Origin of the sequence: Planomicrobium stackebrandtii (assembly GCF_030814955.1) — a bacterium.
Classification (GTDB): Bacteria; Bacillota; Bacilli; order Bacillales_A; family Planococcaceae; genus Planococcus; species Planococcus stackebrandtii.
On record NZ_JAUSWB010000001.1, the window covers coordinates 191,459 to 215,778 of the forward strand.

The following is a 24,320-nucleotide window of genomic DNA, read 5'->3' on the forward strand; positions in this document are numbered from 1 at the left end:
AGCAGCTCAACATTCTTTTGAGATACTGTCTTTAGAAACGCTTGAAAGGGGCAGAAAATGGGATGAAAATTGCGGTGATCGGTGATTTGCATTATCCGGAGTTAAAAAAAGCCTATTCTTTTATCGAAAGGGATCGACAGACATTTTATGAGAATTTCCTGGAGAAATTCTTTTCCATCCCTGCAGACCTTTACGTATCGATCGGCGACTTGACTAATTTCGGAACACAGGACGAACTGGCAGATGTTTACTCTATTGTTGAAAAACACGGAAAACCATTTAAACACGTTCTCGGCAATCACGATGTATACGGCATGACGAGAAAAGAAGTTCTTGCCATCACACAGCAGCAACGCTTCCATCAAATTTCAACAGATTCAGTTGTTCTAGCCTTTTTGGATACAGCACAGGAACAGAATTATGCCAATTGGGGAGGAACTATGGATCCGCTGCAGCAGGACTGGCTGTCGGCTGTCGTAAAAGAAACTGAAAGCCGTCCGCTTATCCTATTTGGGCACCACCCGATCCATGGCACCACTAAAAATTCAACAAAAGACAAACGCTGCATCCATCCGGATATTCCGGTCTGGGAGATTTTATCTCAAAAAACAGGCGTCGGCTTATATGTCAACGGCCATAACCATTTCAATTCCATTGCGGCGCGTGAAAACTGGACGTTTTTACAACTTGCAGCCGTGCTTGACGAACAGGCCATCCGCTTGATTGAGGTCTCCGAATCACTGTTGTCGATCGACTATATCTCTTTTGCAGATTTAGAACTGCAAAAGCATGCACAAGTAATTGGCGAAGCCATAGACCATTTCCGGCCCAATTCCTGTCCGCTCGGCACTGCCGCTGATGTTAAATATGCCATCCCTCTACCCAAATCAGATGCCATCTCTCTTAATCGAAAATAAAAAAACTTTACTTGCAACAATCCGCACTTCCGTTAACCGGAGTGCGGATTGTTTTCATTTCACCATTTCCAGTGTGGCGAACAGGTCAGTTGCCGAACAAAACTAACTGAACCAGCAGGTCATGCTTTTGTAAAAAGGTTTCTATTTCAGAGACAGCCACGTTCTGCGCCTGTTCTTTCGGATAGCCGTAAATTCCTGCAGAAATCAACGGAAATGCGACTGAAGTGCAGTCGAGTGTTATGGCCAAATCCAATGAATTCCGGTAACATGCACGCAATAAACTTTCTTCATCGTAGCTTCCACCGCGCCAAATCGGCCCAACTGTGTGGATGATATATTGCGAAGGCAATCGAAAGCCATCTGTAACAACCGCATCTCCAACTGGACATCCACCAATTTCATCACAGGCTCTTTGCAGTTCCTCTGCACCAGCCGCCCAAAAAATGGCTCCACAGACACCACCGCCCATCTGCAGTTCCGAATTTGCAGCATTAACAATTGCATCAGCCTCTATTTTCGTTATGTCATTTTGAATTATTTCTAATGGCATGCTTTGCTTCCTCCTTTGATTTCATCATAAAACTTGGACTGAATTTCAGACATTTTTTGTAATTTTATAAGCGGAGCTGGTTTGCGCTATATCAGCAGGTTAAAATCATTAGTTTAACTTATATAGATTACAAGCTTTTTTAGCAGGGTTGCCGCGAGAAGAAACTTTATCATACAGCTCCCCTTTGATAGGAACCACTATGCCATTCATCAAACTTTTCTATACCTTAATGCTTGCCCAATAAGATGTAAAGCATCTTTTTCTTTTTTTGCATGGGGAGCAAAATATTCTGCAGATTTCTTGGCTGCCCTAGAGGAAGCCGCCTATATTCGTTATACTAGAGAGTAAGTATCAATGAATGCGGTTTTGTGTGAAAGCACCGCTAAAGGAGTTGCCCCATGTACGAAATGCCACAGAAAAATCCATTCAAAAAATCATTTTTCGACTTGAAAGAATTAGTTGACTGCATACAGGAAAATTTACTTTGTCCGGCAACAATTGAAGACACCAACCACAGGCTGCATGCCTACAGTTCGCACGAAGACGACACTGATTCCGCGCGCATCGGCACCATCATTTCCCAGCGTGTGCCGGAGAAAGTGATCAATCGCCTGTGGAAAGAAGGCGTCATCCCAAAGTTATTGCAAACGGATTGTGCGCTGCGCATCCCTCACATTGAAGACATCGGACTTCGTGACCGTGTAGCGATTGCCATCCGCAAAAACAATGAGACGCTGGGCTATATTTGGGTAGTGGAAGACCAGAAAAAATTGAATGGAGCGCAGCTGGAACTGCTTCAGGATGCAGCTGTTGCTGCTACACCCTTGATGGCCAAGCTCTATCAGAACCGCAAACGGAAAGAAGAAAATTATCAGGATTTTCTGTGGCAGCTGCTGACGGGCCAATACAAAAGTCTGGAAGAAATTCATAATAAATTTTATGACTTGAACTTGAAAATGCCTGAACGCTTTACTGTACTCGCTTTTCGTTTTGAACAGGACATTACGCGAAAAATGGAAGAACAGATTTCCTATTTGATCACGACCAGCCAAAAAATTACCAATCATTTTCTCGTGGTGATGGATGAAGAGTTGATTCTTATCGCTTCCCCTCACCCTTCACAACCTGATGAGAAAGCCTTTGACGACTTTATTTCGTTTTTCGTCTCTGAAATGGCCAATCGTTTTTCCATTCAAGGCGTCCGGGGAAGCGCCGGCACTGGCTACCAGGATTTTGACAAAGCACAAACGAGCTATCAGGAAGCACTTAAAGTGCTGAAGATGAAAGAGCGTTTTCCAGAGGAGCTGGAGAATATCCAACATTTCCGCCAGCTGGGTGTTTTCAGGTATTTGGACTTGATCCAAAAAGATCAGCGGACCCGGCGATACGAGCATCCTGCCATCGCCAAGCTTGAAGCATACGACGCCTTGCACAAATCCAACCTGCTGCAAACCCTTGAAGTCTTTATCCAGCAGGACAGCAATATGAACGATGCAGCAAAAAAGCTATTTGTCCATACCAATACCCTCCATTACCGGATCAAGCGGATATCGGAAATTGGCGGCATCCGTTTAACAAATATCCATGAAAAGATCGGTATTTATCTCGATCTGAAAGCGCGAAAAATGGATGAGAAATAGCCTTTTGTGAAAATCTACAAAAGAAACCGCTTTCTTTCTTTGTTTTATACAATGTAGAACCACGCCCTTCCCGCTATACTTATGGATATCTACACTATCCGTTATATAGGGGGAAGAAAAATGATTATAGGAATTCCAAAAGAAATCAAAAACAACGAAAACCGGGTGGCGATCACTCCGGCTGGTGTTGACGCTTTTGTAAGAGCTGGACATCAAGTCATCATCGAAACAAGCGCTGGCCTTGGAAGCAGCTTTACTGATGAAGATTACATCGCAACCGGTGCAAAAATAGTAGGCTCTGCAAAAGAAGCGTGGGCAGCAGAAATGGTCATGAAAGTAAAAGAACCTGTTTCTTCTGAATACCACTACTTCCGTGAAGACCTCTTATTGTTTACGTATTTGCACCTCGCAGCTGAACCTGCATTGACGCAGGCATTAGTCGACAATAAAGTAACAGCAGTGGCTTATGAAACGGTATCGGTCAACCGTACGCTTCCATTATTAACGCCAATGAGCGAAGTAGCTGGAAGAATGGCTGCTCAAGTTGGCGCTCAATTTCTTGAAAAAGTTTACGGCGGAAAAGGCATTCTATTGTCCGGTGTACCAGGCGTACAGCGAGGCAAAGTAACCATTATCGGCGGCGGAGTGGCTGGAACTAATGCTGCAAAAATGGCGATTGGCCTTGGCGCTCAAGTAACAATGATCGATTTAAGCCCGGAACGCCTTCGCCAGTTGGATGATCTTTTTGGAACGGATGTAACAACATTGATTTCCAATCCATTCAATATCGCAGAAGCGGTCAAAGCATCGGATTTGGTAATCGGTGCAGTATTGATCCCAGGTTCAAAAGCACCTAAATTGGTATCGGAAGAAATGGTGCAATCGATGAATCCAGGTTCTGTTATTGTCGACATCGCAATCGACCAAGGCGGTATTTTTGAAACGACAGACCGCATCAGCACTCATGACGATCCGACTTATGTAAAGCATGAAGTTGTCCATTATGCAGTTGCTAACATGCCTGGAGCTGTGCCGCGCACATCGACCATCGCGTTGACAAATGTTACTGTCGGCTATGCACTTCAAATGGCGAATAAAGGCGTTCAACAAGCAGTTGCTGAAAACCCGGCATTAAAGCTTGGCGTCAATACGGCAAACGGCAGCGTCACGTATGAAGCAGTTGCCAAAGACCTTGGCTTTGACTTTGTATCTGTTGACGAGGCTCTTGCTAAACCGGCATCATTGGTATAAGAACCATCCAATAGACGTTCCTCTGCTGATTATTTTCAGCATCTGGAACGTCTTTTTTTGACGAAAAATTCTAACTTATGCTATCCGCTTCCCTGTACAGACAGCATAAGTTGTTTTATATTTAGGGAAGGTGATGAAAATGACAGCAAAAATTTACTTAAACGATGAACAATTTATTTCCGGCATGACGCAAAGGGATCCAGCTGAACCTGAAAACAATAACATGGCATTACATGCCTGTGAGAATCCACAAACGGTTTTAACAAACCGGAAAAACCTGGCTCAATTGCTGGATGTTCCACTCGCGGACTTTATTTGTACGCAACAGACGCACAGTGCAAATTTTCGACGTGTATCAGCAGCCGACAAAGGCAGAGGCGCATACAATGCAGAAGATGCTTTTTCCGATACAGATGCATTGTATACGTATGATGCTGGAGTTGTATTATGCAGTTTTGCGGCTGATTGTGTCCCCGTGATTATCCGCGACAGAAAAACCGGATTGATAGCCGTTGTCCATTCCGGCTGGCAAGGCACTATTAAAGAAATCGTGCCCAAACTGCTTCACCAGCTAATTAAGATTGAACAGGCATCCCCTGCTGATTTGGACATCCAGATTGGTGCGGCAATTAGCCAACAGCATTTCGAAGTCGATCACGATGTTTATTCCAAGTTTAAGACTCTTGGCTATGCCGATGAATTCATGTATTTCAACGATGCAACATATAAATACCATATCGACAATCAAGCGACTGTCAAAAGGCAATGTGAAGTGGCAGGTGTTCCTTCTGAACAGATCCATATTGATCGGACTTGCACCTTTTCAAGCGCTGATGGCTTCTCCTACAGACAAGATAATAAGAGTGGCAGACATTTGATATTTGCGATGAAAAAATGATTAACTGTTCATTGTAAATACTTGACCATCATCAATTGAACTTAACGATCATCGTATGATAAAACGCTGTGGGCATGACATATAAAACCACCTGTCTTCCCGCTTCGCCTAGCCACTGTCTTACCACTTGGCAGCAATGCCTGTTTATAAATCCCATATAGAGAAGTGATTGATAAGCTTTTCACAAGTCCTTTCATTTCTACAATTTGCCGGTAGCAGTTCCTCAATTTTGCCAAATAAAAAAAGTCGTTTTCTCCAGCCACAGTGGTTGGAGAAAACGACTTTTCTGATTCAACTGATAAATCTTCGTTAAAAGGTGGTTTAGTTAAAATGAAACTTTTTAACTATTTTCGCATCGATTAAAAAAGTATCTTGTGACCACGAAATTAGTTATTGCTTTCTTGCAGATTCAGCCCTTTCGAAGCGGCGTTTGTGTTTTGGGATTCCTGTTGCCCCGCAACTCGCTTAATGTCCAAACGGATCAACAACGAGATCAGGAAAGCGATGGAAACCAACACGATAAAGACATAAAACACCGGCACGTAGCTGTCTGTACGCTCACGAATCTGCGAGACAATGGCCGGTCCGATAATGCCGCCCATTGACCATGTTGTCAACAAATAACCGTGGATGGCACCAAGTTGCTTTGTTCCAAACAAATCGCCGATAAATGCCGGAAGGTTCGAGAACCCACCGCCGTAGCAGCTGACAATCACTAAAATCATTGCCTGGAATATCAGCACATTGCCAACGTTCGGAAGCATCGTGAAGGCAATAATCTGCAACACGAAGAAAATTGTAAAGACAGTTGGGCGCCCGATATAGTCGGAAAGCGCTGCCCATCCCAGACGGCCTCCGCCGTTGAAAATGCCCATGATGCCGACCAATGTTGCAGCTCCAGCTGCAGAAAGTCCGATCATTTCCTGTGACATCGGTGATGCTACCGAAATGATCATGATGCCGGCACTGACGTTAATCAGCATCATCGACCAAACCATCCAGAAGCGGCGTGTTTTCACTGCTTCTTTAGCAGTCAATTGCGCCAAATCTTTTTTCATCACTTTTTTGCCAGAGTCGATGGCTTGCTGCATTCCTTGCGGCATCCAGTCTTTCGGCGGCGGCGCAATGTATGAGGCACCAAGTATTATCAGAATGAAATAGCTGATTCCAAGAATATAAAATGTTGTACTGACACCGTATGATCCGATCAGATTAGCAGCAACCGGTGCGGTAATCAATGCACCAGCTCCAAAGCCCATGACTGCCATTCCAGTAGCCAGTCCTCTGCGGTCCGGGAACCATTTGACAAGAGTCGATATTGGCGCGATATAGCCTACTCCCAGGCCAAGTCCGCTCAAAAAGCCGTAAGTAAGAAGAAATAAAATCAGCGAATCGATTTGAATGGCAAAACCTGCACCGGCTTGTCCAAAGCCGAATAAAAATGCAGCCACAATCGCCGATTTCCGAGGTCCGTTCTTTTCAACAAATCCTCCAAAGAACGCGGCCGAGATACCGCCAAGAGCCATCATGATGGTGAAGGCATACGTAATTTCTTTAGGTGCCCAGCCCATTTCACTGCTGATTGGCGTCGTATAAACACTATAGGCATAAGCTGCCCCAATTGATAATTGGATAGCAATCGCTGCCAAAGCGATCAGCCACCTGTTTTTTGTTTTTCCCATCGAATATCCTCCTTTTACATGCAAAATCCACCACTAATTTCAGAAGCGATTCTCCAGAGAATACATCCTTATTCAAAATAAAACAAATACTTTTTTGAAAATAAAGTTTTTATCCGCCAATCTTTGCAGCTTAAAATCCAGCTGGGAGTAAGAGCAAACAACATAAAAAAAATATTATTACAAAATATTTTTCCAGAACGATCCAGTTGTCTTTCAATTTTTTATTTATTAATCCGTTTGGTGTTTTCCGAAAATTTAAAAACTCTCTCTTTCAGCCTCCAATTCTGCTGCTTTAATCAAAATAAACCCAATCGCAGCCATTTATTCCTGGGTTTTTATAAAAATGCGTTACAGTAAATAAACAGCACAAAATAGTCACAATTCCAGCAAGCTGCATGCCGATCCTTTTCAAACCGCAAAATGTAAACGCTTTACTGTATCCTCAAATACAACATGGCGATATAACAAATTAGCACAATCATTAGCTTAAATAAAATTAAAGGGAGAGATTTACATGACAACAACTAAAGGTTTAGAAGGTGTAGTAGCAACCCAATCCGCCATCAGCTCGATCATTGATGACACACTTACATACGTCGGCTACGATATTGATGACCTGGCTGTCAACGCCAGCTTTGAAGAAGTGATTTACTTGTTGTGGCACCAGCGCCTGCCGAAGGCAGACGAATTGGCGGAACTGAAGCAGCAGTTGGCTGACAACATGGCCGTTCCCCAAGCGGTACTGGATCATTTCAAGACATACGACATCAAGCATGTCCACCCGATGGCGGCGCTTCGCACTGCGGTTTCCATGCTCGGCTTGTTCGACGAAGAAGCTGAAGTGATGGAACCGGAAGCAAACTACCGCAAAGCCATCAAGATCCAAGCGAAAATTTCAACATTGGTGACGGCATTCGGCCGCATCCGCAACGGACAAGAGCCGGTCGCACCGAAAACCGACTTGAGCTTCGCGGCGAACTTCCTCTATATGCTGTCTGGCGAATTGCCGGAAGCGATCGAAGAAGAAGCGTTCAACAAAGCGTTGGTGCTGCACGCAGACCACGAATTGAACGCCTCGACGTTCACGGCACGTGTCGCGGTCGCGACGTTGTCGGATGTGTATTCCGGCGTCACCGCAGCCATCGGCGCGTTGAAAGGCCCGCTTCATGGCGGTGCCAACGAGCAGGTCATGAAGATGCTCACGGAAATCGGCTCGGTCGACAACGTCGAGAAAGTCATCAACGAAAAATTGGCGAACAAAGAAAAAATCATGGGCTTCGGCCACCGCGTCTACCGCAAGGGCGACCCGCGTGCGAAGCATTTGCGCGACATGTCCCAGAAATTAACGAAGATCCGCGGCGAAGAAAAATGGTACGAGATGTCGGTGAAGATCGACGAAATCGTCACGGGCCAGAAAAACCTGCCGCCGAACGTCGATTTCTATTCGGCATCGGTCTACCACAGCCTGAACATCGAACACGATCTGTTCACGCCAATCTTTGCGGTGTCCCGCACATCGGGCTGGCTGGCCCACATTTTGGAGCAGTACTCGGACAACCGGTTGATCCGCCCACGCGCAGATTACATCGGACCGGGCATGCAGACTTATGTGCCAGTTGAGGAAAGATAAACAAAAACTGCTTGCTGATTCATGCTATGAAACCATAACGATGAGCTTTTCAGTATAAAAGACAAACGAAAAAAGCGCTTCCTGAAAATTTTCAGGAAGCGCTTTTTGATTATCAGGAAGCTTTCAGCCGCCAATATACGACATGCCAATCTTGTTGCGATTTTTTGCGGTAAATTCGGTCCGTTCGTCTGAATAACGGTCGTCCCGCCGTTCCCATACGGCTGAAATTTTTTCCAGCAATTCCTCATCGCTCAAGCCGCTCCGCACTAGTTCGCGGATATCGAAATGTCCGGTAGCGAACAAGCAGGTATAGAATTTCCCATCAGAAGACAAACGGGCGCGTGTGCATGATGAGCAGAAGGACTCCGAGACGGATGTGATAAATCCGACTTGGGCATCCCCTTCTTCAAAACGGTAGCGCTTTGCCACTTCACCATAGTAATCTTTATCCACTGGCTCCAGCTTATAAACTGTCTGCAACTTTTCAAGAATTTGTTTTTTGGTAACCACTTTTTTGAAGCTCCAACCATTGTCATTGCCAACATCCATAAATTCGATAAAGCGCAGCGTCATGCCGCGTTCTTTAAAATAAGCGGTCATCGGCAGAATTTCCTGTTCGTTGACATCCTTTTGGACGACCATATTGACTTTGATTTCAAAGCCGACTTGACGGGCAAAATCGATTTGTTTCAGGATATGGGACGGATCGACACCACGGCCGTTAAGTTTGCCGAAAAGCTCGGGATCGAGTGCGTCCAGACTAATGTTCAGACGTCGAAGTCCAGCGTCGAAAAGCGGCTGTGCCTGATTGCCAAGGAGCAGGCCATTTGTTGTTAAGCCTATATCCTCTATCCCTTCAACAGAAAGGATTTTTTTGACCAATTCCGGCAATCCTCTGCGCATTAGTGGCTCTCCACCCGTAAGGCGGATTTTTTTGACGCCCATCGCAGCGAAAATTTTCGTCAAGCGACGGATTTCTTCAAAAGACAATAATTCCTGCTTCGGCAAAAATGCATAATCATCACCAAACACTTCTTTGGGCATGCAATAAGAACAACGGAAATTGCAGCGGTCGGTGACAGATATCCGCAAATCCCGTATTGGACGCTGAAATTGGTCCTGTACTGGTTTTATGGCCATTACGCCACCCCCTCTTTATCTATCAGGCTGATTTATGTTTCGAAAAACGTGTGAATCTTCATGAATTCGGGATGAATCGATCCACTCGGTCGTTACTTTTTCCATTAATTTCATTACGCGTAATTGACCAGCTGCCAGATCGTTTTGCAGCGGTTCTTTCATACGGAAGTTCCAAACGCTAAATAACGGTATCTTTTCAGCTGCATTATGCACTGCCGTAATATCGGACAAAGGATCTGCAAGATCCAGCAGCTTTGCAGTTTCAGCCTTACCGACAAACGGCATATCACAGGGCAGCACCAAATATTTCTTGGCAGGTCTCGCCGTCATACCTGACAGGATACCGGCTAATGGACCTTGCCCTGCGACCCAGTCCAGATCCGTAATGACATCGTATTCCGTTGGAAAATGCGCCACCAATTCAGGTCTGGCGATAATGACCACATGATCGCAGACCTGATCCAAAGCTCGATATGCACGTTCATAGAACAATTCTTTTCCAATTTCCGCAAAAGCTTTTGGCGAGCCGAAGCGCCGCGACATGCCGCCAGCCAATAGAATGCCAACAAGCTCCGTCATCCCCCGCTGACCGGTGGAATAAACGCCACGACATCACCGGCTTCCAGCACATCTGTCGGCAATGCATATTCTTCATTAACAGCAACGCGGGCAGCACCGGTTTGAAAATCCGGATATTTATCCATTGCCCATTGCCATAATTCATCGACGGTCCGGCCGGCTAGATCCACTTTCTCTTCCGAAACACCGGTCTGTTCTTTGAGTCCCGCAAAATAATGCAAAGAGATCATTTCAATTCCCCTTCCGGTTTTTTCTTTTGGTCGCCGATCCATTCTTCGCCGTCTTCCCATATTTCTTTTTTCCAGATCGGCACAATTTCCTTGATTCGTTCTATGGCATATTCGTTTGCTTCGTAAGCTGTTTTTCGGTGCGGCGACGAGACGGCGATAACGACAGCAATGTCGCTGATTTGCAGCTCACCGATGCGGTGGGCAATTGCCACTTTCGTCCCTTCCCATCGCTGCTCAATTTCTTCACCGATTTGCGCCAGTTTTTTCTCTGCCATCGGCACATAAGCCTCATAGGCTAAATAAAGCGTTCGTACGCCTTTTGTCCATTCACGGACATGTCCGGTAAACAAAGTCACCGCCCCCGCTTCCGGGCGCAATACTAAATCGGCATAAACTTGCGGATTGATCGCTTCTGTCACTATCTCAAATGCCTTCATTGCTGTCACCATCCATCCAATTAGTAAACCAAAAATAGAGCTTCTTGCTGTCATTCTGCAGAATTACTGGTACATTGTCCAGTTTCAACAGTTCTGGTGCAATTACCAATGCAATATGTTCCAGTTTTTGAAGCTCCAGCCAGTCTTCAGCTGAGCGCAGCAAAACGATTTTTTCATAATGTGCTTCTTTAAAACCCTCGACCAGAACCAGCTCAGGATTTTCTGCAGATGCAAAAGCAACCAGTTCAGCCAGTGTTGCTTGTTTTTTTCGTTGATGAATTTGGACCACGCCATCGCCATAAACAATAGAGCAGGAAGCGCCTTTCTGAAAAAAACGCATGCTGTCGGTTTCATTTGATGGCATTTCCAAAGCACCACCATGACCATGATGCTTAACTGTAGAAACAGCCATGCCTCTTTGGGTTGCCTGCTTTAACAAGTCCAACATTAAAGTCGTTTTGCCGCTGTTTTTAAAACCGACTACCTGCAATACTCTTACAGCTGCCATTTGTCGGTCCCTTCTTCTGCGCCGAGAAGCAGTACGTCCACAACATCTCCTAAATGGAAACCGCGGGTGCCGCCCGGCAGAACAATTAACGCATTGCCTCGTGCGATAGATGATACAGCATTCGACTTATTGAAGCCAGCCGGCGACACTGTCTCCCCATCATAAGAAGCCCGGATAAATCGGGTAAACGGATTTGCTTTTGTAAAGTCCTCTCCCAATACCGCCTTGGTGTGAGGCAAAAACAGCTTGCCGGCTCCCATCATTTTGAGCAGGGCGGGACGGACAAACAATTCAAACCCGGTAAAGCAGGCGGACGGATTGCCTGATAATCCGAATAAATACTTGTCATTTGCGACGGCAACCGTCGTCACACTGCCCGGGCGCATCGCTACTTTATTAAACAGCACTTCTGCGCCGAGCCGCTTATAGATTGCGGGCAGAAAATCAAAATCGCCAACCGATACTCCGCCAGTGGTAATCAGGCAATCGGTTTCTTCTGCAGCTTTTTTGACCACATTAAAGCTCTCATCCAACCTATCAATGGACATGCCATACATTTTGCAGCGGAAACCCATCCGCTTCAATTGCGCGACGATCATCGGCCCATTGCTGTTGCGGATTTTCCCTGGCACAAGCTCATCTCCAACGTCCAGTAACTCAGTGCCAGTAGAAAGGATGCCGACAACCGGCTGTTTTGCCACCAGCACTTGCGAATAGCCGAAAGTCGCCAGAAGTGCAATCGTACCCGGGTTGATAAAACTGCCGCTGTCGATCACCACTTCACCTTTTTGTACATCTTCTCCCTGCAAGGAAACGTTCTCCAACGGTTCAAACGGCTTGCGAATAGTTATGGCATCCGGCGTTTCAACAGTTTGTTCGAACATCACCACGGCATCTGCACCATCCGGAAGTTGAGCGCCGGTCATGATGCGGATCGCTTCGTGAGCATTTAGCATTTTCGCAGATACTTCTCCCGCTCCGATATGATCGATTACGTCAAACCCAATCCGGTTTTCGCCCGATGCACCTGCAGAATCTGCTGAACGTATGGCGTAGCCGTCATAAGGCGAGCGATTAAAAGGCGGTACATCAGTTGAAGCGACAATCGGTTCAGCCAGTATGCGACCATAGCTGTCTTCCAGATCTAAATTTTCTGAGCCAAGCGGAAAAGCATGTTCCAATACCTGTTTAATTGCTGCTGAAACAGCAATTGGTGTGCGTTTTTCAACCATTTTTTTCATCTCCTGTTTGTTGGTTTACGTTATTTGATGGATTAAGATTTCACTATATGTATTTTCATTCGGTTTGAATTATATATTTTCACTTCTTGATTGGAGTTCTTCCCGTACTAAACTTATACAATGCCTTGATTGCTGTCAAACAGACATTCGGGAAAAAGAAAAAACAACCTTGAAAATTGTTGATTTCAAGGTTGTTTCAATGTATTTAATTTAATCGGTGACAGTTTCCCCTTTAGCAGGCACGGAAACTTTCTCATTTTGTGTACGAATGCGACGGATATCTAGACGAATCACCATCGAAATAACTAATGCGACCACGAAAAGTCCGGCAAAGAACAAGAGGCTGCTTTCATAGCTGCCAGTTTGATCTTTCATAAATGCCGCAAACAATGGTCCTGCAAGTCCGGCCGCTGCCCAAGCTGTTAAAATATAGCCATGGATAGCACCGAGTTGCTTCGTACCGAAAATATCTGCGATATATGCTGGAATCGACGCGAATCCACCGCCATAGCAAGTATAAATAATGGCCAACATGATTTGGAAGAAAATTGCATTTGTTGTGAATGGCAATAAAGCGAATAACGCAATCTGAATGATAAAGAATGCGGTATACGTATTAGGGCGTCCAATATAATCAGAAATTGTTGCCCATCCGAGACGGCCAAGGCCGTTAAAGATTCCAAGAACCCCTACTAATGCAGCTGCTTGGACTGTCGTCATGCCGATGCTGTCGATCGCCATCGGTTTTGCAGCCGACAAAATGGCGATTCCACAAGTCACGTTGATAAACAGCATGAACCATAGGTAATAAAAACGCTTAGTTTTAACGGCTTCATTGGCCGTCAGTTGAGAAAGATCGGTTTTTCGTTCAGCTTTGCCACTGTTGACTTTTTCTTCAAAGCCCGCTGGTGACCAGCCTTCTTGAGGTTTTTCAAGGTACAGAGAAGACAGCAGCATGATGACGAAATAAGAAGCTCCTAAAATATAAAAGGTCTGCTCTATCCCTACCGAAGTGATGAGCGCTTCCATGATCGGGCTGCTGATGGCAGCTGCAAATCCAAAGCCCATAATTGCCAAACCGGTAGCAAGTCCGCGGCGGTCAGGGAACCATTTGACCAAAGTTGAAACCGGTGCAATATAGCCGATCCCCAGCCCGATTCCGCCGAGCGCTCCGTAAAACACATAAAGCAGCGGCAGCGAGGAAGCGCTTACAGCAAATCCTGAACCAATAATTCCAGCCCCAAAGAAAAAGGCTGCCACAAGACCGGCTTTTCTCGGTCCGTACTTTTCAACAAAACTGCCGAAAAAGGCTGCTGATAAGCCCAAGAATAAGATCGCAATACTAAAGGTCAACTGCACTTGGCTGGTCGTCCATCCGAACTGGTCGATCAATGGATTCGTAAAATTACTCCACGCGTATACGGACCCAATTGAAATATGTATCCCTACTGCAGATAACGCAATCAACCATCTGTTTTTTGGCTTTTTTTTCATTTTCCTAAACCTCCTGATGAAATTGGTAAAACATATATAAAATGATTTCCAAAAAGCCAAATCATTAATTTTTTTGGCACAGAGGTTGCTGTTCCTAAAAAAAGGTTTTTTCAAGGCAGTTGCAACAGCATTAACATGCTGGCATCAGTAAAATTCACTGCTCTAATTGACTAAATAATAAGACGATTAGAATCATAGCATCCTAATCTTTTTTTGTCACCAAGTATTATTTCAAAGTACGTTATTGCATGACAATCCGCTCTGGGTGAGTGTACAGATTAAACGAGCTGCCTCGGATAAAGCCGACGGCCGTGATGCCAAGGTCTTCAGCAAGCGACAATGCTAATTCTGTCGGAGCGGATTTTGACAGAACGATCTCACAGCCAATTTTCGCTACCTTCAGCAGGATCTCTGAAGAAATCCGGCCGCTGAAGACGATGACTTTGTCGCGAACATCAATATTGTTGACAAGGCAGTAGCCGTAAATTTTGTCCAGCGCATTGTGTCTGCCAATGTCCATTCGTGAAACGATGATGCCATTTGCGTCACACAGAGCTGCGTTATGGACACCGCCTGTCTGCTTGAACATCTCTGCAGAGTCTGCCATGTCCGACATCAGCTGAAAACAGTTTTCCGGAGTCAGCGTGACACGCACTTCTGTCATTTTCTTTGCAATCATGGCATCGTGCGCAAAAACAAATCCTTGGCGGCTCATGCCGCAGCATGAACTGATAAAGCGTTTGTTCTGCAGCTGCTCAAAAAACGGATACACTTTTTCAGCGGTAATGTGAACAGTGCCGGTTTTTTCATCCACGCGGATTTCCTGGATGTCTTTATAATTGGGGATGATGCGTTCAGAGACCAAAAAACCGATAGCCATTTCTTCCATCTGCTCCGGCGAACAGACGATGGTGATAAATTCCTTGCCATTGATTTTGATGGTGGCAGGCTGCTCGACCACAACACGATCTTCTTTTTCGCTAAATGCCCCTTTTTCATAACGTATGATTTTCCGTATCTTATCTTGTTGCACTGGGTTTCCCTCCCTCTTGGATGTGTTGATCAATCATCCGATCGAAAAGAAAAACGGATACGGCAATATCGTCTTCAACTTTGATGTCTGAGAACAGATGGACAAATTTTGCTCCGACCAGTTCTTCCATTCCTTCCGGAGCGGCTGTTGCGTAAACACTTTGAATCATTCGTGTACGGGCAGCATGGACCATCTCCCTGCCCTCCGGCGTTCGGGCAATAAATTGTTCTGACGGACTCAAATTTCCGTATAACGTAGAAATGGCCATGTCATTGACAAAAACAGTCTGAATACGCTCCGGCCCTTTACCGAAAAGGTTTTTCCGCAGCTTGCGGATGATGTCATTAAACTCATGGATCTGTCTGGACATTCGAATCTTCTCCTCTTTCGGAATGAATAATTTGTGATTATAGCCAAACCGGCGATATCGCGGCAGGCAAGAAAGCGATTCGTAATATGGAATTTTCTTGATTTGACTTAAATATTTTCAAATTCTGTTGTATATCACATTTTTACTGTTTATAATAATAGCATATGTTGGTCTTGCCGTACGTTGTTGCGGTAACGCTTTCACTCTCTCTTATAACGGTCGGATTGGTCCTTTAACAAGTCCTGTTAAGACACTATTCCACTATGAAACAGATGCACTTGTCAAGGTGTATTTTTCATAGTGGATTTTTTTATCCCTTTTTACAGGACATCGAAAACAGATACGAATCATTTGGCAGCATCATCGAGTGAAGTTTTTCTTATTCCCAAAGGAGGTTTTGGCATGTCCATCAAAATTAACGGTTCACCCATCGAATTTGAACAGGGAAAAACCATTTTGCAAGTAATCAACCAAGAAAAGATTTTGCACCCACAAATCTGTTATATGCCCGAAGTGGATCCGATTGAAACCTGTGACACGTGCATCGTCGAAGTGGACGGCAAGCTAGTTCGCGCTTGCTCAACTCCAGCTTCGGCTGGCATGGAAGTCGAGCTTGCCTCGCCCCGTGCAAAAGAAGCACAGACCGAAGCAATGGACCGGATACTTGAAAACCACCTGCTTTACTGCACGGTTTGCGACAACAACAACGGCAACTGCAAAATTCACAACACCGTCGACATGATGGAAGTCGAGCATCAAAAATATCCGTTCGAGCCGAAATGTTCAGTCGATGAAGTCGACTTAACCAATCCTTTTTACCGCTATGATCCAAATCAATGTATCGCCTGCGGCCAATGTGTCGAAGTTTGCCAGAACTTACAAGTCAATGAAACTTTGACTATGGACTGGTCACTCGACCGCCCGATCGTTCTTTGGGACGGCGGCGCAAAAATCAACGATTCCTCTTGCGTCAGCTGCGGCCAATGTGTAACGGCTTGCCCTTGCAACGCTTTGATGGAAACTTCGATGCTCGGAGAAGCTGGCTTTATGACCGCTATTCCGGAAAAAATCCTTTCGCCAATGATCGATTTGGTAAAAGACGTTGAACCTGGATACAGCGGCATCATGGCTGTATCGGACGCAGAAGCGAAAATGCGTGAGACGCGCACCAAAAAAACCAAAACGGTTTGTACGTTCTGCGGCGTCGGCTGTTCCTTTGAAGTTTGGACAAAAGACCGTGAAATTCTGAAAATACAGCCGGTATCAGAAGCTCCTGCCAATGCGATTTCTACTTGCGTCAAAGGGAAATTCGGCTGGGATTTCATTAACAGCGAAGAACGCATCACCACTCCCCTTATCCGTAAAAATGGTGAGTTTGTAGAAGCCAGCTGGGAAGAAGCGCTTGATCTTGTGGCATCGAAATTTAAAGCAATCAAAGAAGAAAACGGTAAAGATGCAATCGGCGTTATATCTTCTTCAAAAATTACCAATGAAGACAATTACGTTATACAGAAACTGAGCCGCCAAGTATTTGAAACCAATAACGTTGACAACTGCTCGCGCTATTGCCAATCTCCTGCCACTGACGGCCTTTTCCGTACTGTCGGCATGGGCGGAGATGCCGGAACCATTAAAGATATTGCCAGTGCCGGACTTGTTATTATCGTCGGCGCCAATCCTGCAGAAGGCCATCCGGTTTTGGCAACTCGCGTAAAACGTGCCCATAAATTGCACGGCCAGAAATTAATTGTTGCAGATATGCGCAAAAACGAAATGGCTGAACGCTCGGATATCTTCATTACGCCGAAGCAAGGAACTGACCAAGTATGGCTGATGGCTGTTACCAAATACATGATCGACCAGGGCTGGCACGATCAGCAGTTTATCGATGATAATGTAAATTATTTCAACGATTTTAAAGAAGTATTGGACCAGTACACATTGGAATATGCCGAGAAACAAAGCGGCGTGTCCAAAGAAACATTGATCCGCACAGCTGAAATGATCCGTGACGCTGATGGTACATGTATCCTATGGGGCATGGGTGTTACGCAAAACACTGGCGGTTCAGATACCTCTGCTGCAATTTCCAATCTTTTGCTGGCAACAGGAAACTACCGCCGTCCAGGCGCTGGTGCTTATCCGCTTCGCGGCCACAATAACGTTCAAGGTGCTTGCGATATGGGATCATTGCCAGGTTGGCTGCCAGGCTATCAGCATGTTACTGATGATGCTGCACGCCAGAAGTTCGAACGGGCTTACGGCGTGAAAATCGACGACAAACCAGGCATGGACAACATCCATATGCTGCAGGCTGTTGATGAAGGCATTATGAAAGCCATGTACGTTGTTGGTGAGGATATGGCGTTAGTAGATTCAAACGCCAACCACGTGGATGACGTATTATCAAAACTCGACTTTTTCGTAGTCCAGGACATTTTCTTCTCCCGCACCGCACAATATGCGGATGTTATCTTACCGGCAGCACCATCGCTGGAAAAAGACGGAACTTTTACAAATACGGAACGCCGTGTTCAGCGTTTGTACAAAGCACTTCCGGAACTTGGCCAATCTAAAGCAGATTGGTGGATCGTTCAGGAAATCGCCAACCGGCTTGGCGCTAACTGGAACTACAGCCACCCAAGCGAAATATTCGCTGAAATGGCTAGCTTGTCTCCATTGTTCGCTCAAGCAGACTACGCTTCGATGGAAGGCTGGAACAGTTTCCTATGGGGCAGCCTGGATGGCGAAAGCACACCGCTTCTTTATGTGGACGGCTTTAATTTCCCGGACAAAAAAGCACGTTTTGCTCTATCTGATTGGGTGGAGCCGGTGGTATTCCCTGCTGAATACGATCTTCACATTAATAACGGCCGTCTGTTGGAGCATTTCCATGAAGGCAATATGACCGATAAGTCCAAAGGCATCATCTCCAAACTGCCAGAGACGTTCGTTGAAGTGTCTCCCGAGCTGGCAGAAGAACGCGGACTTGAAGATGGATCGACTGTCCGCCTTGTCTCCCCTTATGGAGCATTGAAATTGCCGGTTATTGTAACAAGCCGAGTTAAGGGCAATGAATTGTTCTTGCCGATGAACTCGACGAAAAAAGAAACGGCCATCAACTTCCTGACTGGCCCAGCAGGAGACCAGCGCACCAACACACCTGCCTATAAGCAGACGAAAGTTCGTATGGAAGTCTTGAAAGACCACGTCAAGAGCCCGCTGCCAAAATCAAATCCGCGGGATAAAAAACGCAATCCGGTATCCGGCATTGAGGTAGAACGCAAATGGGCACGTGAAGGCTATGTGCATTTGACAGATCAACGATAGAAAGGTGATGTCCTATGGCAAGTCCAATAACACAGATCAAGAAGAAGGAATGGACGGCAGAAGAAATTCGCGAGCAAAAGCTTTATGAGTTGGAGACGCTGATTGCCGAACAAAACGAGGCGCTTAATAAACTATTGGCCATCACGGGTGATCTGGACGATGCAGGAGTTCTTGACGCAGTGCTTGCGATGGTCAAAGCGAAAGAAGGCATTGCCGAAGTGGTAATGGGGCAAGCGACACGTGAACCGGTGACCAATCTCATCAATAACATGATGAGTGCTGCAGGTGCATTGACAGCGATTGACCCTGCATCAACGGGCAAGCTGGCATCGAGTGTGGTCAATGGTTTGAAAGAAGCGGAAGCACAAAACCACAACGGCAAGAAACTCGGAATCTTCCAGATGCTCAAAGCAATCAGAGACCCTGACATCAACCGCTCCATCAAGTTCGGGCTCAATTTCCTAAAAGGCATGGGCAAAGGGCTGGACCGTTGAGAAACTTAGACAAGTTGACCTTAAGAATCACCATTGTATAAAACAAAGATGATTGCTCTTGCGCTAGATGGCCACCATCCAGCCCCCTGGACAAGCTGGTGCTGAGAAAGTTACTTACTAAAATTCAAGTATATGTTTGTCACTCACATACTAGCCGCGGCTTTCTTTATAGCTGCGGCTAGTTTTTTGTGTTTATTGGTTGGCAGACTCTTTTCCAGTCGCTTTGTCCGCTTATTTAGCAGATTCAAAATTCGGCCACACTGAAATTATCTATTATATAGAAGGAACTGCATTTAATTAGGTTCAACTTTTTCCATTGCAGCACCCTAATGGCTTTTGGGTAAAAACTTAAAGAAGGTTTGTATGGCCTATTTAAAACTTTCTTTAGTAAACGGAATCCAAGAAGCCACATGATGGAAAATGCTTTGCCACCACTTAGATGCGCAGGAGAAGGCAGCCAATCGTCCCTTCTTTTTATGTTGGTCAGCTTTTAAGCACCCTGTTGGGAAGCTCTCTCGCCTTTATCGCTGAATATGTGCTTTTATCGAGAAATAATCGTTTTTGTCGATTTTCCAAGACATCCGCCCCTTTCTGTTATATATTAATTAACAAGAAAACAAACTGTATTAATACAGTTTGTTCAAAAAACTTCTTAAATCAGAAAGGGATGGATAACATGGTTACAAACAAAATTCAACAAATCGAGGAACTGAATAAGAGCTGGGATCAGGACGAACGCTGGAACGGCATCGAACGCATGTATACAGCAGAAGAAGTTGTGAAACTTCGTGGTTCTGTACAAATTGAGCATACATTGGCGAGAAAAGGTGCTGAACGTTTGTTCCGATCGATTCATGAAGAGGATTTTGTAAACGCTTTAGGCGCATTAACGGGCAATCAGGCAGTCCAGCAAGTGAAAGCTGGCTTAAAGGCGATTTACTTAAGCGGATGGCAAGTAGCTGCAGATGCAAACTCTGCTGGCCAGATGTATCCGGACCAAAGTTTATATCCCGTCAACTCGGTTCCAGATGTGGTTAAAAAGATTAACCAAGCGCTGCAACGTGCTGATCAGATCGACGGAGTTGAAGGCACAGAAGGTTTTGACTGGTTCGCACCGATTGTAGCTGATGCAGAAGCCGGCTTTGGCGGACCGCTAAATGTCTTTGAGCTGATGAAAGCGATGATTGAAGCAGGCGCTGCTGGCGTCCACTTTGAAGATCAATTGGCTTCTGAGAAGAAATGCGGACATTTAGGCGGCAAAGTATTGCTTCCGACACAAAATGCAGTGCGAAACCTGGTTTCTGCCCGTTTGGCAGCAGATGTGCTTGGCGTACCGACCATCATTATCGCCCGGACAGATGCAGACGCCGCTGATTTGATCACAAGTGATATTGATCCGCGTGACCATGCCTTTATCACTGGCGAACGTACTCCAGAAGGCTTCTACCGTACAAATGCAGGAATCGACCAAGCCATTGCGCGCGGCCTGGCGTACGCTCCTTATGCGGATCTTGTCTGGTGTGAAACGTCCCATCCAAACTTGGAAGAAGCACAGCAATTTGCGGATGCCATCCATGCTGAATTCCCGGGCAAACTTCTCGCTTACAACTGCTCTCCATCGTTCAATTGGAAAGCGAAGCTGGATGAAGAAACAATTGCGAAATACCAGGTTGAACTTGGTAAGATGGGCTACAAATTTCAGTTCGTTACATTGGCCGGCTTCCACTCCCTGAACCACAGCATGTTCGAACTTGCTCACGATTACAAAAACAATGGCATGGCAGCATACTCGAAGCTGCAGCAGGCTGAATTCGCAAACGAATCGAAAGGCTATACTGCTACACGCCACCAGCGTGAAGTCGGCACCGGTTACTTTGATGAAATTTCACAAATCGTTTCAGGCGGAACCAGCTCAACAACCGCAATGAAAGGCTCGACAGAAACAGCTCAATTCACAGCAACAAAGTAAGTAATTACTTGCCAGCATTTGATTAGCTTCCAGTCCATCGCCACGGCATTCAAAAAATAAACTATTGGAGGAGATCCTTATGAAAACGACACAAAATTATGAGACACGCACAAAGAAAGAATGCCGCGAGTGCGGATGCGAAATCAAGGAGCAGCAACAGTCCATCATCTATGAATGCGAGCGCTGCATGTGCAATAAAGACGAATAGAACAAACAAAACCCACTCAGAACAATCGAGTGGGTTTTCCATTGCTTTTTTAGTTTTTCCGAACTTTCAGGATCAGGAAGTTCGGACTTTTCATCAGCTTCTCAAACTTTTCAGGCGCAAGCTTCTTAAATATATCAGTAGGTTCAGGTTCCGTAACGTGTTCAATTGCAAAATGAGCTAGCAAAGTATTAAGAATTTCGCTTAAAGGGCGGCGATAAAATGGCACCTCATAAGTCTTTCCTGCTTTATTCCACTCGTCGACAATTAGCTCAGTGGAAAAATACTGAACTCTATCCAATAGCTGCAAGTCCGTCAGCGGATGATGGATCGACAACAGAAAACTGCCTCCCGGCTTTAATACTCGGTCAAATTCAGCAAAAACCGATCGCCAATCTTTCAAGTAGTGCAGCGTCAAGGAACTGACAATAAAATCAAAACAGTGGCCATTAAATGGCAAAGGCTTTTCCAAGTCCAGACACAGTGCTTCGACCTTGTCGCCAAGCAGTTTTTTTGTCACGCTGACCATCTCCGGGCTCATGTCGACTGCTGTCACTTGTGCCCCTCTCACGGCTAATTGATCGGAATACCAGCCTGCCGAACACCCCGCATCAAGTACTTGCAATCCAGCTAAATCATCCGGAACAAGCTGCATCATTGCCGGCCTTTCATATTGTGTGTTGTAGAGGTTATTGTCTTCCCCCATTTTTTCGTAGACTCCTGCCAGTTCATTGAATGTCTCCAACACTTGTTTTTTCATCATGCACCTCGAATTCTTTTGAATTTATATAACTTACTCTCTGTCAATTCTGTACAGCACATGCCTTTTCAAAGGGCTGCCTTGTTCCAATTTTGGATGTTCAAATTCACCTTCTTTGGTCATGCCAATCCTCTTCATGACTGTTTGGGAAGGTTCATTGAGAGTCGAGGTAAATGAAAAAACCCTGGTCATATCCAATGGCCCGAACGCATAGGCAAGACAGGCCTGTGCGCCTTCGACCGCAAAGCCTTTTTTCCAGTAGCGTTTGTCGAGACGCCAGCCAATTTCTGCAAACCCTTGTCCATTTATATCCATGGTAATTTCCAGCAAACCGATAAAGCCGATAAACGAACTGTCTTCTTTCTTTTCCACCGCCCACATTGTATATCCCTTCTCATCCATGTGAGCTTCGAAGCGGTCGATTAAACGATCAGCATTTTCTCTACAAAGTAATCGTGGAAAATACTGCATTACTTCCGGATCTGCAGACATGGCCGCAAATGGATTGCGGTCCCGCTCTTTCCAACGCCGAAAGCCTAGCCGCTCGGATTCAAATAAATAACGCGTTGTCATCGATACTCCTCCTTTATGTATACATCTACTTTTTTCTTTATCACACTTATCATTTTACCAAAGAATGTTAATTCTGAAAGCTGTCCACTTAACTGTCACTTTCCATCCCGATATTTATTGAAAAATTTCATTAATATTAAAATGCTAAAAATAAAGATTGCAAAAAGCATTATTTTTTTGCATTATTATAGATAGGGATAATTATTAATGCAAAAATATTTTGCACTCCAATTTTATTTCTTCCAAATAGGTATGTATATTCTATTCCTTATGCTGTTTGTTCCGCTAAAAAATTCAGAGAAGATTGGGGCAATAAAAAATGATCGTCAAAAACTTTTTCATGCATCTTTCAGAAAACCAACTTTTAAATAAAGCAGCTCAAAACTACGGCTTTAAGCTCGGCGCACATAGTGTCGTAGCTGGAACCAATATTGAAGAAGCCATCGGCAGCATCAAGGAATTGAATGCACAAGGCATTAGCTGCACCATTGACAACCTCGGTGAATTTGTCCATGACAAAGCAGAAGCGCTGGAAGCGAAAAATCAGATTCTTGGAGTTGTAGATGCTATCCACCAGCACCGGGTCGACGCTCATATTTCACTAAAACCTTCACAGCTCGGTTTGGATATCGATTACGATTTTTGCCTGGAAAATATTAAAGAGATTGTTGCTAAGGCTTCCGAACATAATATCTTCATCAATTTCGATATGGAAAACTATGCGCGTCTGCAGCCTTCCTTTGATCTGATGGATGAGCTATCGAAAGATTATAATAATATTGGAACGGTTATTCAATCTTATTTTATCCGTGCAGAAGACGATATCAAGAAATACAGCAATTACCGCCTGCGCATTGTTAAAGGCGCATATAAAGAGCCGGAAGCAGTAGCGTACCAAAGCAAAGAGGAAATCGATGCCAACTTTATTGAATTGATCGAATATCATTTATTGAATGGCAAGTTTACATCTATTGCGACACATGACCACAACGTAATCGCACATGTAAAACAGTTTGTCATCGACCACAACATTCCGATGGAAAAATTCGAATTCCAAATGCTGTACGGCTTCCGCAAGGAAATGCAAGTAGAACTTGCACAACAAGGCTATAATTTCTGCACATACATCCCATTCGGCACCGACTGGTACGGTTATTTCATGCGCAGATTAGCTGAACGCCCGCAAAACCTGAACCTGGTAGTGAAGCAAGTATTTACGAAAAAAACCAACACAGCAATCGGTGCTATTGCCGGAGCATTTTTGCTCGGCCGTCTGACAAGTAAAAAATCATAAGCAACACTTGATGGAAATATACAAGTTACTGATAACATAATTTAAACCTGGAGCCCTTTAAGGGTTCCAGGTTTCTTTTGCGCCGTTTACAAAAT

The 24,320-nt window shown here is 45.0% G+C and carries 23 protein-coding genes; 10 read left to right on the forward strand and 13 right to left on the reverse strand.

Going from position 1 to position 24,320, the window contains the following annotated elements; translation table 11 throughout:
• Positions 1 to 62 precede the first annotated feature (62 nt).
• The gene (locus tag QOZ98_RS01015; RefSeq protein ID WP_308785699.1) at positions 63 to 917 is read left to right on the forward strand and encodes a metallophosphoesterase family protein; all 855 of its coding nucleotides are present in this window, start codon (positions 63 to 65) and stop codon (positions 915 to 917) included.
• An 85-nt stretch (positions 918 to 1,002) separates the two neighbouring features.
• Here QOZ98_RS01015 and QOZ98_RS01020 read toward each other — a convergent pair whose 3' ends face one another.
• Positions 1,003 to 1,467 carry a macro domain-containing protein gene (locus tag QOZ98_RS01020; RefSeq protein WP_308785700.1) on the reverse strand — a complete coding sequence of 155 codons (465 nt, stop codon included), beginning with the start codon at positions 1,465 to 1,467 and terminating at the stop codon, positions 1,003 to 1,005.
• 398 nt (positions 1,468 to 1,865) lie between these two features.
• Between QOZ98_RS01020 and QOZ98_RS01025 the strand changes: the two genes are divergently transcribed.
• The 3 genes from QOZ98_RS01025 to pgeF all read left to right on the forward strand — a co-directional run bounded on the left by QOZ98_RS01025 (position 1,866) and on the right by pgeF (position 5,256).
• Positions 1,866 to 3,107: a PucR family transcriptional regulator gene (locus tag QOZ98_RS01025; protein WP_308785701.1), complete on the forward strand. Its 1,242-nt coding sequence runs from the start codon at positions 1,866 to 1,868 to the stop codon at positions 3,105 to 3,107.
• Positions 3,108 to 3,227: 120 nt separating this feature from the next.
• Positions 3,228 to 4,358: an alanine dehydrogenase gene (gene ald / locus QOZ98_RS01030; protein ID WP_308785702.1), complete on the forward strand. Its 1,131-nt coding sequence runs from the start codon at positions 3,228 to 3,230 to the stop codon at positions 4,356 to 4,358.
• 139 nt (positions 4,359 to 4,497) lie between these two features.
• The gene (gene pgeF / locus QOZ98_RS01035) at positions 4,498 to 5,256 is read left to right on the forward strand and encodes a peptidoglycan editing factor PgeF (RefSeq protein WP_308785703.1); all 759 of its coding nucleotides are present in this window, start codon (positions 4,498 to 4,500) and stop codon (positions 5,254 to 5,256) included.
• 386 nt (positions 5,257 to 5,642) lie between these two features.
• Here the strand turns inward: pgeF and QOZ98_RS01040 are convergent, their stop codons facing one another.
• Positions 5,643 to 6,938 (reverse strand): L-lactate MFS transporter, encoded by a 1,296-nt coding sequence (locus QOZ98_RS01040; RefSeq protein WP_308785704.1) that lies wholly within the window; start codon positions 6,936 to 6,938, stop codon positions 5,643 to 5,645.
• Between the two features lie 514 nt (positions 6,939 to 7,452).
• On the opposite strand from QOZ98_RS01040, the gene citZ reads away from it, so the two are divergent.
• Positions 7,453 to 8,568, forward strand: a complete 1,116-nt coding sequence (gene citZ, locus QOZ98_RS01045) for a citrate synthase (RefSeq protein ID WP_308785705.1) — start codon at positions 7,453 to 7,455, stop codon at positions 8,566 to 8,568.
• A gap of 123 nt (positions 8,569 to 8,691) precedes the next feature.
• Here citZ and moaA read toward each other — a convergent pair whose 3' ends face one another.
• The 9 genes from moaA to QOZ98_RS01090 form a co-directional block, all read right to left on the reverse strand.
• On the reverse strand, positions 8,692 to 9,708 hold the full coding sequence (moaA, locus tag QOZ98_RS01050; protein WP_308785706.1) for a GTP 3',8-cyclase MoaA: 1,017 nt from the start codon (positions 9,706 to 9,708) through the stop codon (positions 8,692 to 8,694).
• A gap of 15 nt (positions 9,709 to 9,723) precedes the next feature.
• The gene (gene mobA / locus QOZ98_RS01055; RefSeq protein WP_308785707.1) at positions 9,724 to 10,287 is read right to left on the reverse strand and encodes a molybdenum cofactor guanylyltransferase; all 564 of its coding nucleotides are present in this window, start codon (positions 10,285 to 10,287) and stop codon (positions 9,724 to 9,726) included.
• Positions 10,284 to 10,517: a molybdopterin converting factor subunit 1 gene (moaD, locus tag QOZ98_RS01060; protein WP_308785708.1), complete on the reverse strand. Its 234-nt coding sequence runs from the start codon at positions 10,515 to 10,517 to the stop codon at positions 10,284 to 10,286. The genes mobA and moaD overlap by 4 nt, the downstream gene beginning before the upstream one ends.
• Complete coding sequence (locus tag QOZ98_RS01065; RefSeq protein WP_308785709.1) at positions 10,514 to 10,954, reverse strand: molybdenum cofactor biosynthesis protein MoaE; 441 nt, start codon at positions 10,952 to 10,954, stop codon at positions 10,514 to 10,516. Before QOZ98_RS01065 ends, moaD begins: the two co-directional genes overlap by 4 nt.
• The gene (gene mobB / locus QOZ98_RS01070) at positions 10,941 to 11,462 is read right to left on the reverse strand and encodes a molybdopterin-guanine dinucleotide biosynthesis protein B (protein ID WP_308785710.1); all 522 of its coding nucleotides are present in this window, start codon (positions 11,460 to 11,462) and stop codon (positions 10,941 to 10,943) included. The genes QOZ98_RS01065 and mobB overlap by 14 nt, the downstream gene beginning before the upstream one ends.
• Positions 11,450 to 12,694 carry a molybdopterin molybdotransferase MoeA gene (locus QOZ98_RS01075; protein WP_308785711.1) on the reverse strand — a complete coding sequence of 415 codons (1,245 nt, stop codon included), beginning with the start codon at positions 12,692 to 12,694 and terminating at the stop codon, positions 11,450 to 11,452. Before QOZ98_RS01075 ends, mobB begins: the two co-directional genes overlap by 13 nt.
• 219 nt (positions 12,695 to 12,913) lie before the next feature.
• Positions 12,914 to 14,197, reverse strand: a complete 1,284-nt coding sequence (locus tag QOZ98_RS01080) for an L-lactate MFS transporter (protein ID WP_308785712.1) — start codon at positions 14,195 to 14,197, stop codon at positions 12,914 to 12,916.
• Positions 14,198 to 14,438: 241 nt separating this feature from the next.
• Positions 14,439 to 15,230 carry a formate dehydrogenase accessory sulfurtransferase FdhD gene (gene fdhD / locus QOZ98_RS01085; RefSeq protein WP_308785713.1) on the reverse strand — a complete coding sequence of 264 codons (792 nt, stop codon included), beginning with the start codon at positions 15,228 to 15,230 and terminating at the stop codon, positions 14,439 to 14,441.
• The gene (locus QOZ98_RS01090; protein WP_308785714.1) at positions 15,217 to 15,600 is read right to left on the reverse strand and encodes a DUF2294 domain-containing protein; all 384 of its coding nucleotides are present in this window, start codon (positions 15,598 to 15,600) and stop codon (positions 15,217 to 15,219) included. The genes fdhD and QOZ98_RS01090 overlap by 14 nt, the downstream gene beginning before the upstream one ends.
• A gap of 402 nt (positions 15,601 to 16,002) precedes the next feature.
• Here QOZ98_RS01090 and fdhF point away from each other — a divergent pair, with 402 nt between their 5' ends.
• The 4 genes from fdhF (at position 16,003) to QOZ98_RS01110 (ending at position 21,601) form a co-directional block, all read left to right on the forward strand.
• The gene (gene fdhF, locus QOZ98_RS01095) at positions 16,003 to 18,930 is read left to right on the forward strand and encodes a formate dehydrogenase subunit alpha (protein WP_308785715.1); all 2,928 of its coding nucleotides are present in this window, start codon (positions 16,003 to 16,005) and stop codon (positions 18,928 to 18,930) included.
• A 14-nt stretch (positions 18,931 to 18,944) separates the two neighbouring features.
• Entirely contained in the window at positions 18,945 to 19,424 is a 480-nt protein-coding gene (locus tag QOZ98_RS01100; RefSeq protein WP_142826251.1) for a DUF1641 domain-containing protein, read from the forward strand.
• A gap of 676 nt (positions 19,425 to 20,100) precedes the next feature.
• Complete coding sequence (aceA, locus tag QOZ98_RS01105) at positions 20,101 to 21,393, forward strand: isocitrate lyase (RefSeq protein ID WP_308785716.1); 1,293 nt, start codon at positions 20,101 to 20,103, stop codon at positions 21,391 to 21,393.
• 79 nt (positions 21,394 to 21,472) lie between these two features.
• Complete coding sequence (locus QOZ98_RS01110) at positions 21,473 to 21,601, forward strand: YhfH family protein (RefSeq protein ID WP_203583283.1); 129 nt, start codon at positions 21,473 to 21,475, stop codon at positions 21,599 to 21,601.
• A 49-nt stretch (positions 21,602 to 21,650) separates the two neighbouring features.
• On the opposite strand, the gene QOZ98_RS01115 is transcribed toward QOZ98_RS01110, so the two are convergent.
• Together QOZ98_RS01115 and QOZ98_RS01120 are read right to left on the reverse strand one after the other, a co-directional pair.
• A complete protein-coding gene (locus QOZ98_RS01115) occupies positions 21,651 to 22,358 on the reverse strand; it encodes a class I SAM-dependent methyltransferase (RefSeq protein ID WP_308785717.1) in 708 nt (235 codons plus the stop codon).
• Positions 22,359 to 22,391: 33 nt separating this feature from the next.
• On the reverse strand, positions 22,392 to 22,931 hold the full coding sequence (locus QOZ98_RS01120; RefSeq protein WP_308785718.1) for a GNAT family N-acetyltransferase: 540 nt from the start codon (positions 22,929 to 22,931) through the stop codon (positions 22,392 to 22,394).
• 319 nt (positions 22,932 to 23,250) lie between these two features.
• On the opposite strand from QOZ98_RS01120, the gene QOZ98_RS01125 reads away from it, so the two are divergent.
• Complete coding sequence (locus tag QOZ98_RS01125) at positions 23,251 to 24,225, forward strand: proline dehydrogenase family protein (protein WP_308785719.1); 975 nt, start codon at positions 23,251 to 23,253, stop codon at positions 24,223 to 24,225.
• Positions 24,226 to 24,320 lie beyond the last annotated feature (95 nt).

What these genes read in the sequence shown, in the direction of transcription:
- moaA (WP_308785706.1), bottom strand. Translation starts at nt 9,708, where the DNA reads ATGGCCATAAAACCAGTACAGGACCAATTTCAGCGTCCAATACGGGAT.
- QOZ98_RS01040 (WP_308785704.1), bottom strand. Translation starts at nt 6,938, where the DNA reads ATGGGAAAAACAAAAAACAGGTGGCTGATCGCTTTGGCAGCGATTGCT.
- QOZ98_RS01090 (WP_308785714.1), bottom strand. Translation starts at nt 15,600, where the DNA reads ATGTCCAGACAGATCCATGAGTTTAATGACATCATCCGCAAGCTGCGG.
- QOZ98_RS01115 (WP_308785717.1), bottom strand. Translation starts at nt 22,358, where the DNA reads ATGAAAAAACAAGTGTTGGAGACATTCAATGAACTGGCAGGAGTCTAC.
- fdhF (WP_308785715.1), top strand. Translation starts at nt 16,003, where the DNA reads ATGTCCATCAAAATTAACGGTTCACCCATCGAATTTGAACAGGGAAAA.
- QOZ98_RS01025 (WP_308785701.1), top strand. Translation starts at nt 1,866, where the DNA reads ATGTACGAAATGCCACAGAAAAATCCATTCAAAAAATCATTTTTCGAC.
- moaD (WP_308785708.1), bottom strand. Translation starts at nt 10,517, where the DNA reads ATGATCTCTTTGCATTATTTTGCGGGACTCAAAGAACAGACCGGTGTT.
- QOZ98_RS01080 (WP_308785712.1), bottom strand. Translation starts at nt 14,197, where the DNA reads ATGAAAAAAAAGCCAAAAAACAGATGGTTGATTGCGTTATCTGCAGTA.
- QOZ98_RS01120 (WP_308785718.1), bottom strand. Translation starts at nt 22,931, where the DNA reads ATGACAACGCGTTATTTATTTGAATCCGAGCGGCTAGGCTTTCGGCGT.
- QOZ98_RS01075 (WP_308785711.1), bottom strand. Translation starts at nt 12,694, where the DNA reads ATGGTTGAAAAACGCACACCAATTGCTGTTTCAGCAGCAATTAAACAG.
- QOZ98_RS01020 (WP_308785700.1), bottom strand. Translation starts at nt 1,467, where the DNA reads ATGCCATTAGAAATAATTCAAAATGACATAACGAAAATAGAGGCTGAT.
- QOZ98_RS01100 (WP_142826251.1), top strand. Translation starts at nt 18,945, where the DNA reads ATGGCAAGTCCAATAACACAGATCAAGAAGAAGGAATGGACGGCAGAA.
- ald (WP_308785702.1), top strand. Translation starts at nt 3,228, where the DNA reads ATGATTATAGGAATTCCAAAAGAAATCAAAAACAACGAAAACCGGGTG.
- mobA (WP_308785707.1), bottom strand. Translation starts at nt 10,287, where the DNA reads ATGACGGAGCTTGTTGGCATTCTATTGGCTGGCGGCATGTCGCGGCGC.
- QOZ98_RS01125 (WP_308785719.1), top strand. Translation starts at nt 23,251, where the DNA reads ATGATCGTCAAAAACTTTTTCATGCATCTTTCAGAAAACCAACTTTTA.
- mobB (WP_308785710.1), bottom strand. Translation starts at nt 11,462, where the DNA reads ATGGCAGCTGTAAGAGTATTGCAGGTAGTCGGTTTTAAAAACAGCGGC.
- aceA (WP_308785716.1), top strand. Translation starts at nt 20,101, where the DNA reads ATGGTTACAAACAAAATTCAACAAATCGAGGAACTGAATAAGAGCTGG.
- pgeF (WP_308785703.1), top strand. Translation starts at nt 4,498, where the DNA reads ATGACAGCAAAAATTTACTTAAACGATGAACAATTTATTTCCGGCATG.
- QOZ98_RS01110 (WP_203583283.1), top strand. Translation starts at nt 21,473, where the DNA reads ATGAAAACGACACAAAATTATGAGACACGCACAAAGAAAGAATGCCGC.
- QOZ98_RS01015 (WP_308785699.1), top strand. Translation starts at nt 63, where the DNA reads ATGAAAATTGCGGTGATCGGTGATTTGCATTATCCGGAGTTAAAAAAA.
- QOZ98_RS01065 (WP_308785709.1), bottom strand. Translation starts at nt 10,954, where the DNA reads ATGAAGGCATTTGAGATAGTGACAGAAGCGATCAATCCGCAAGTTTAT.
- citZ (WP_308785705.1), top strand. Translation starts at nt 7,453, where the DNA reads ATGACAACAACTAAAGGTTTAGAAGGTGTAGTAGCAACCCAATCCGCC.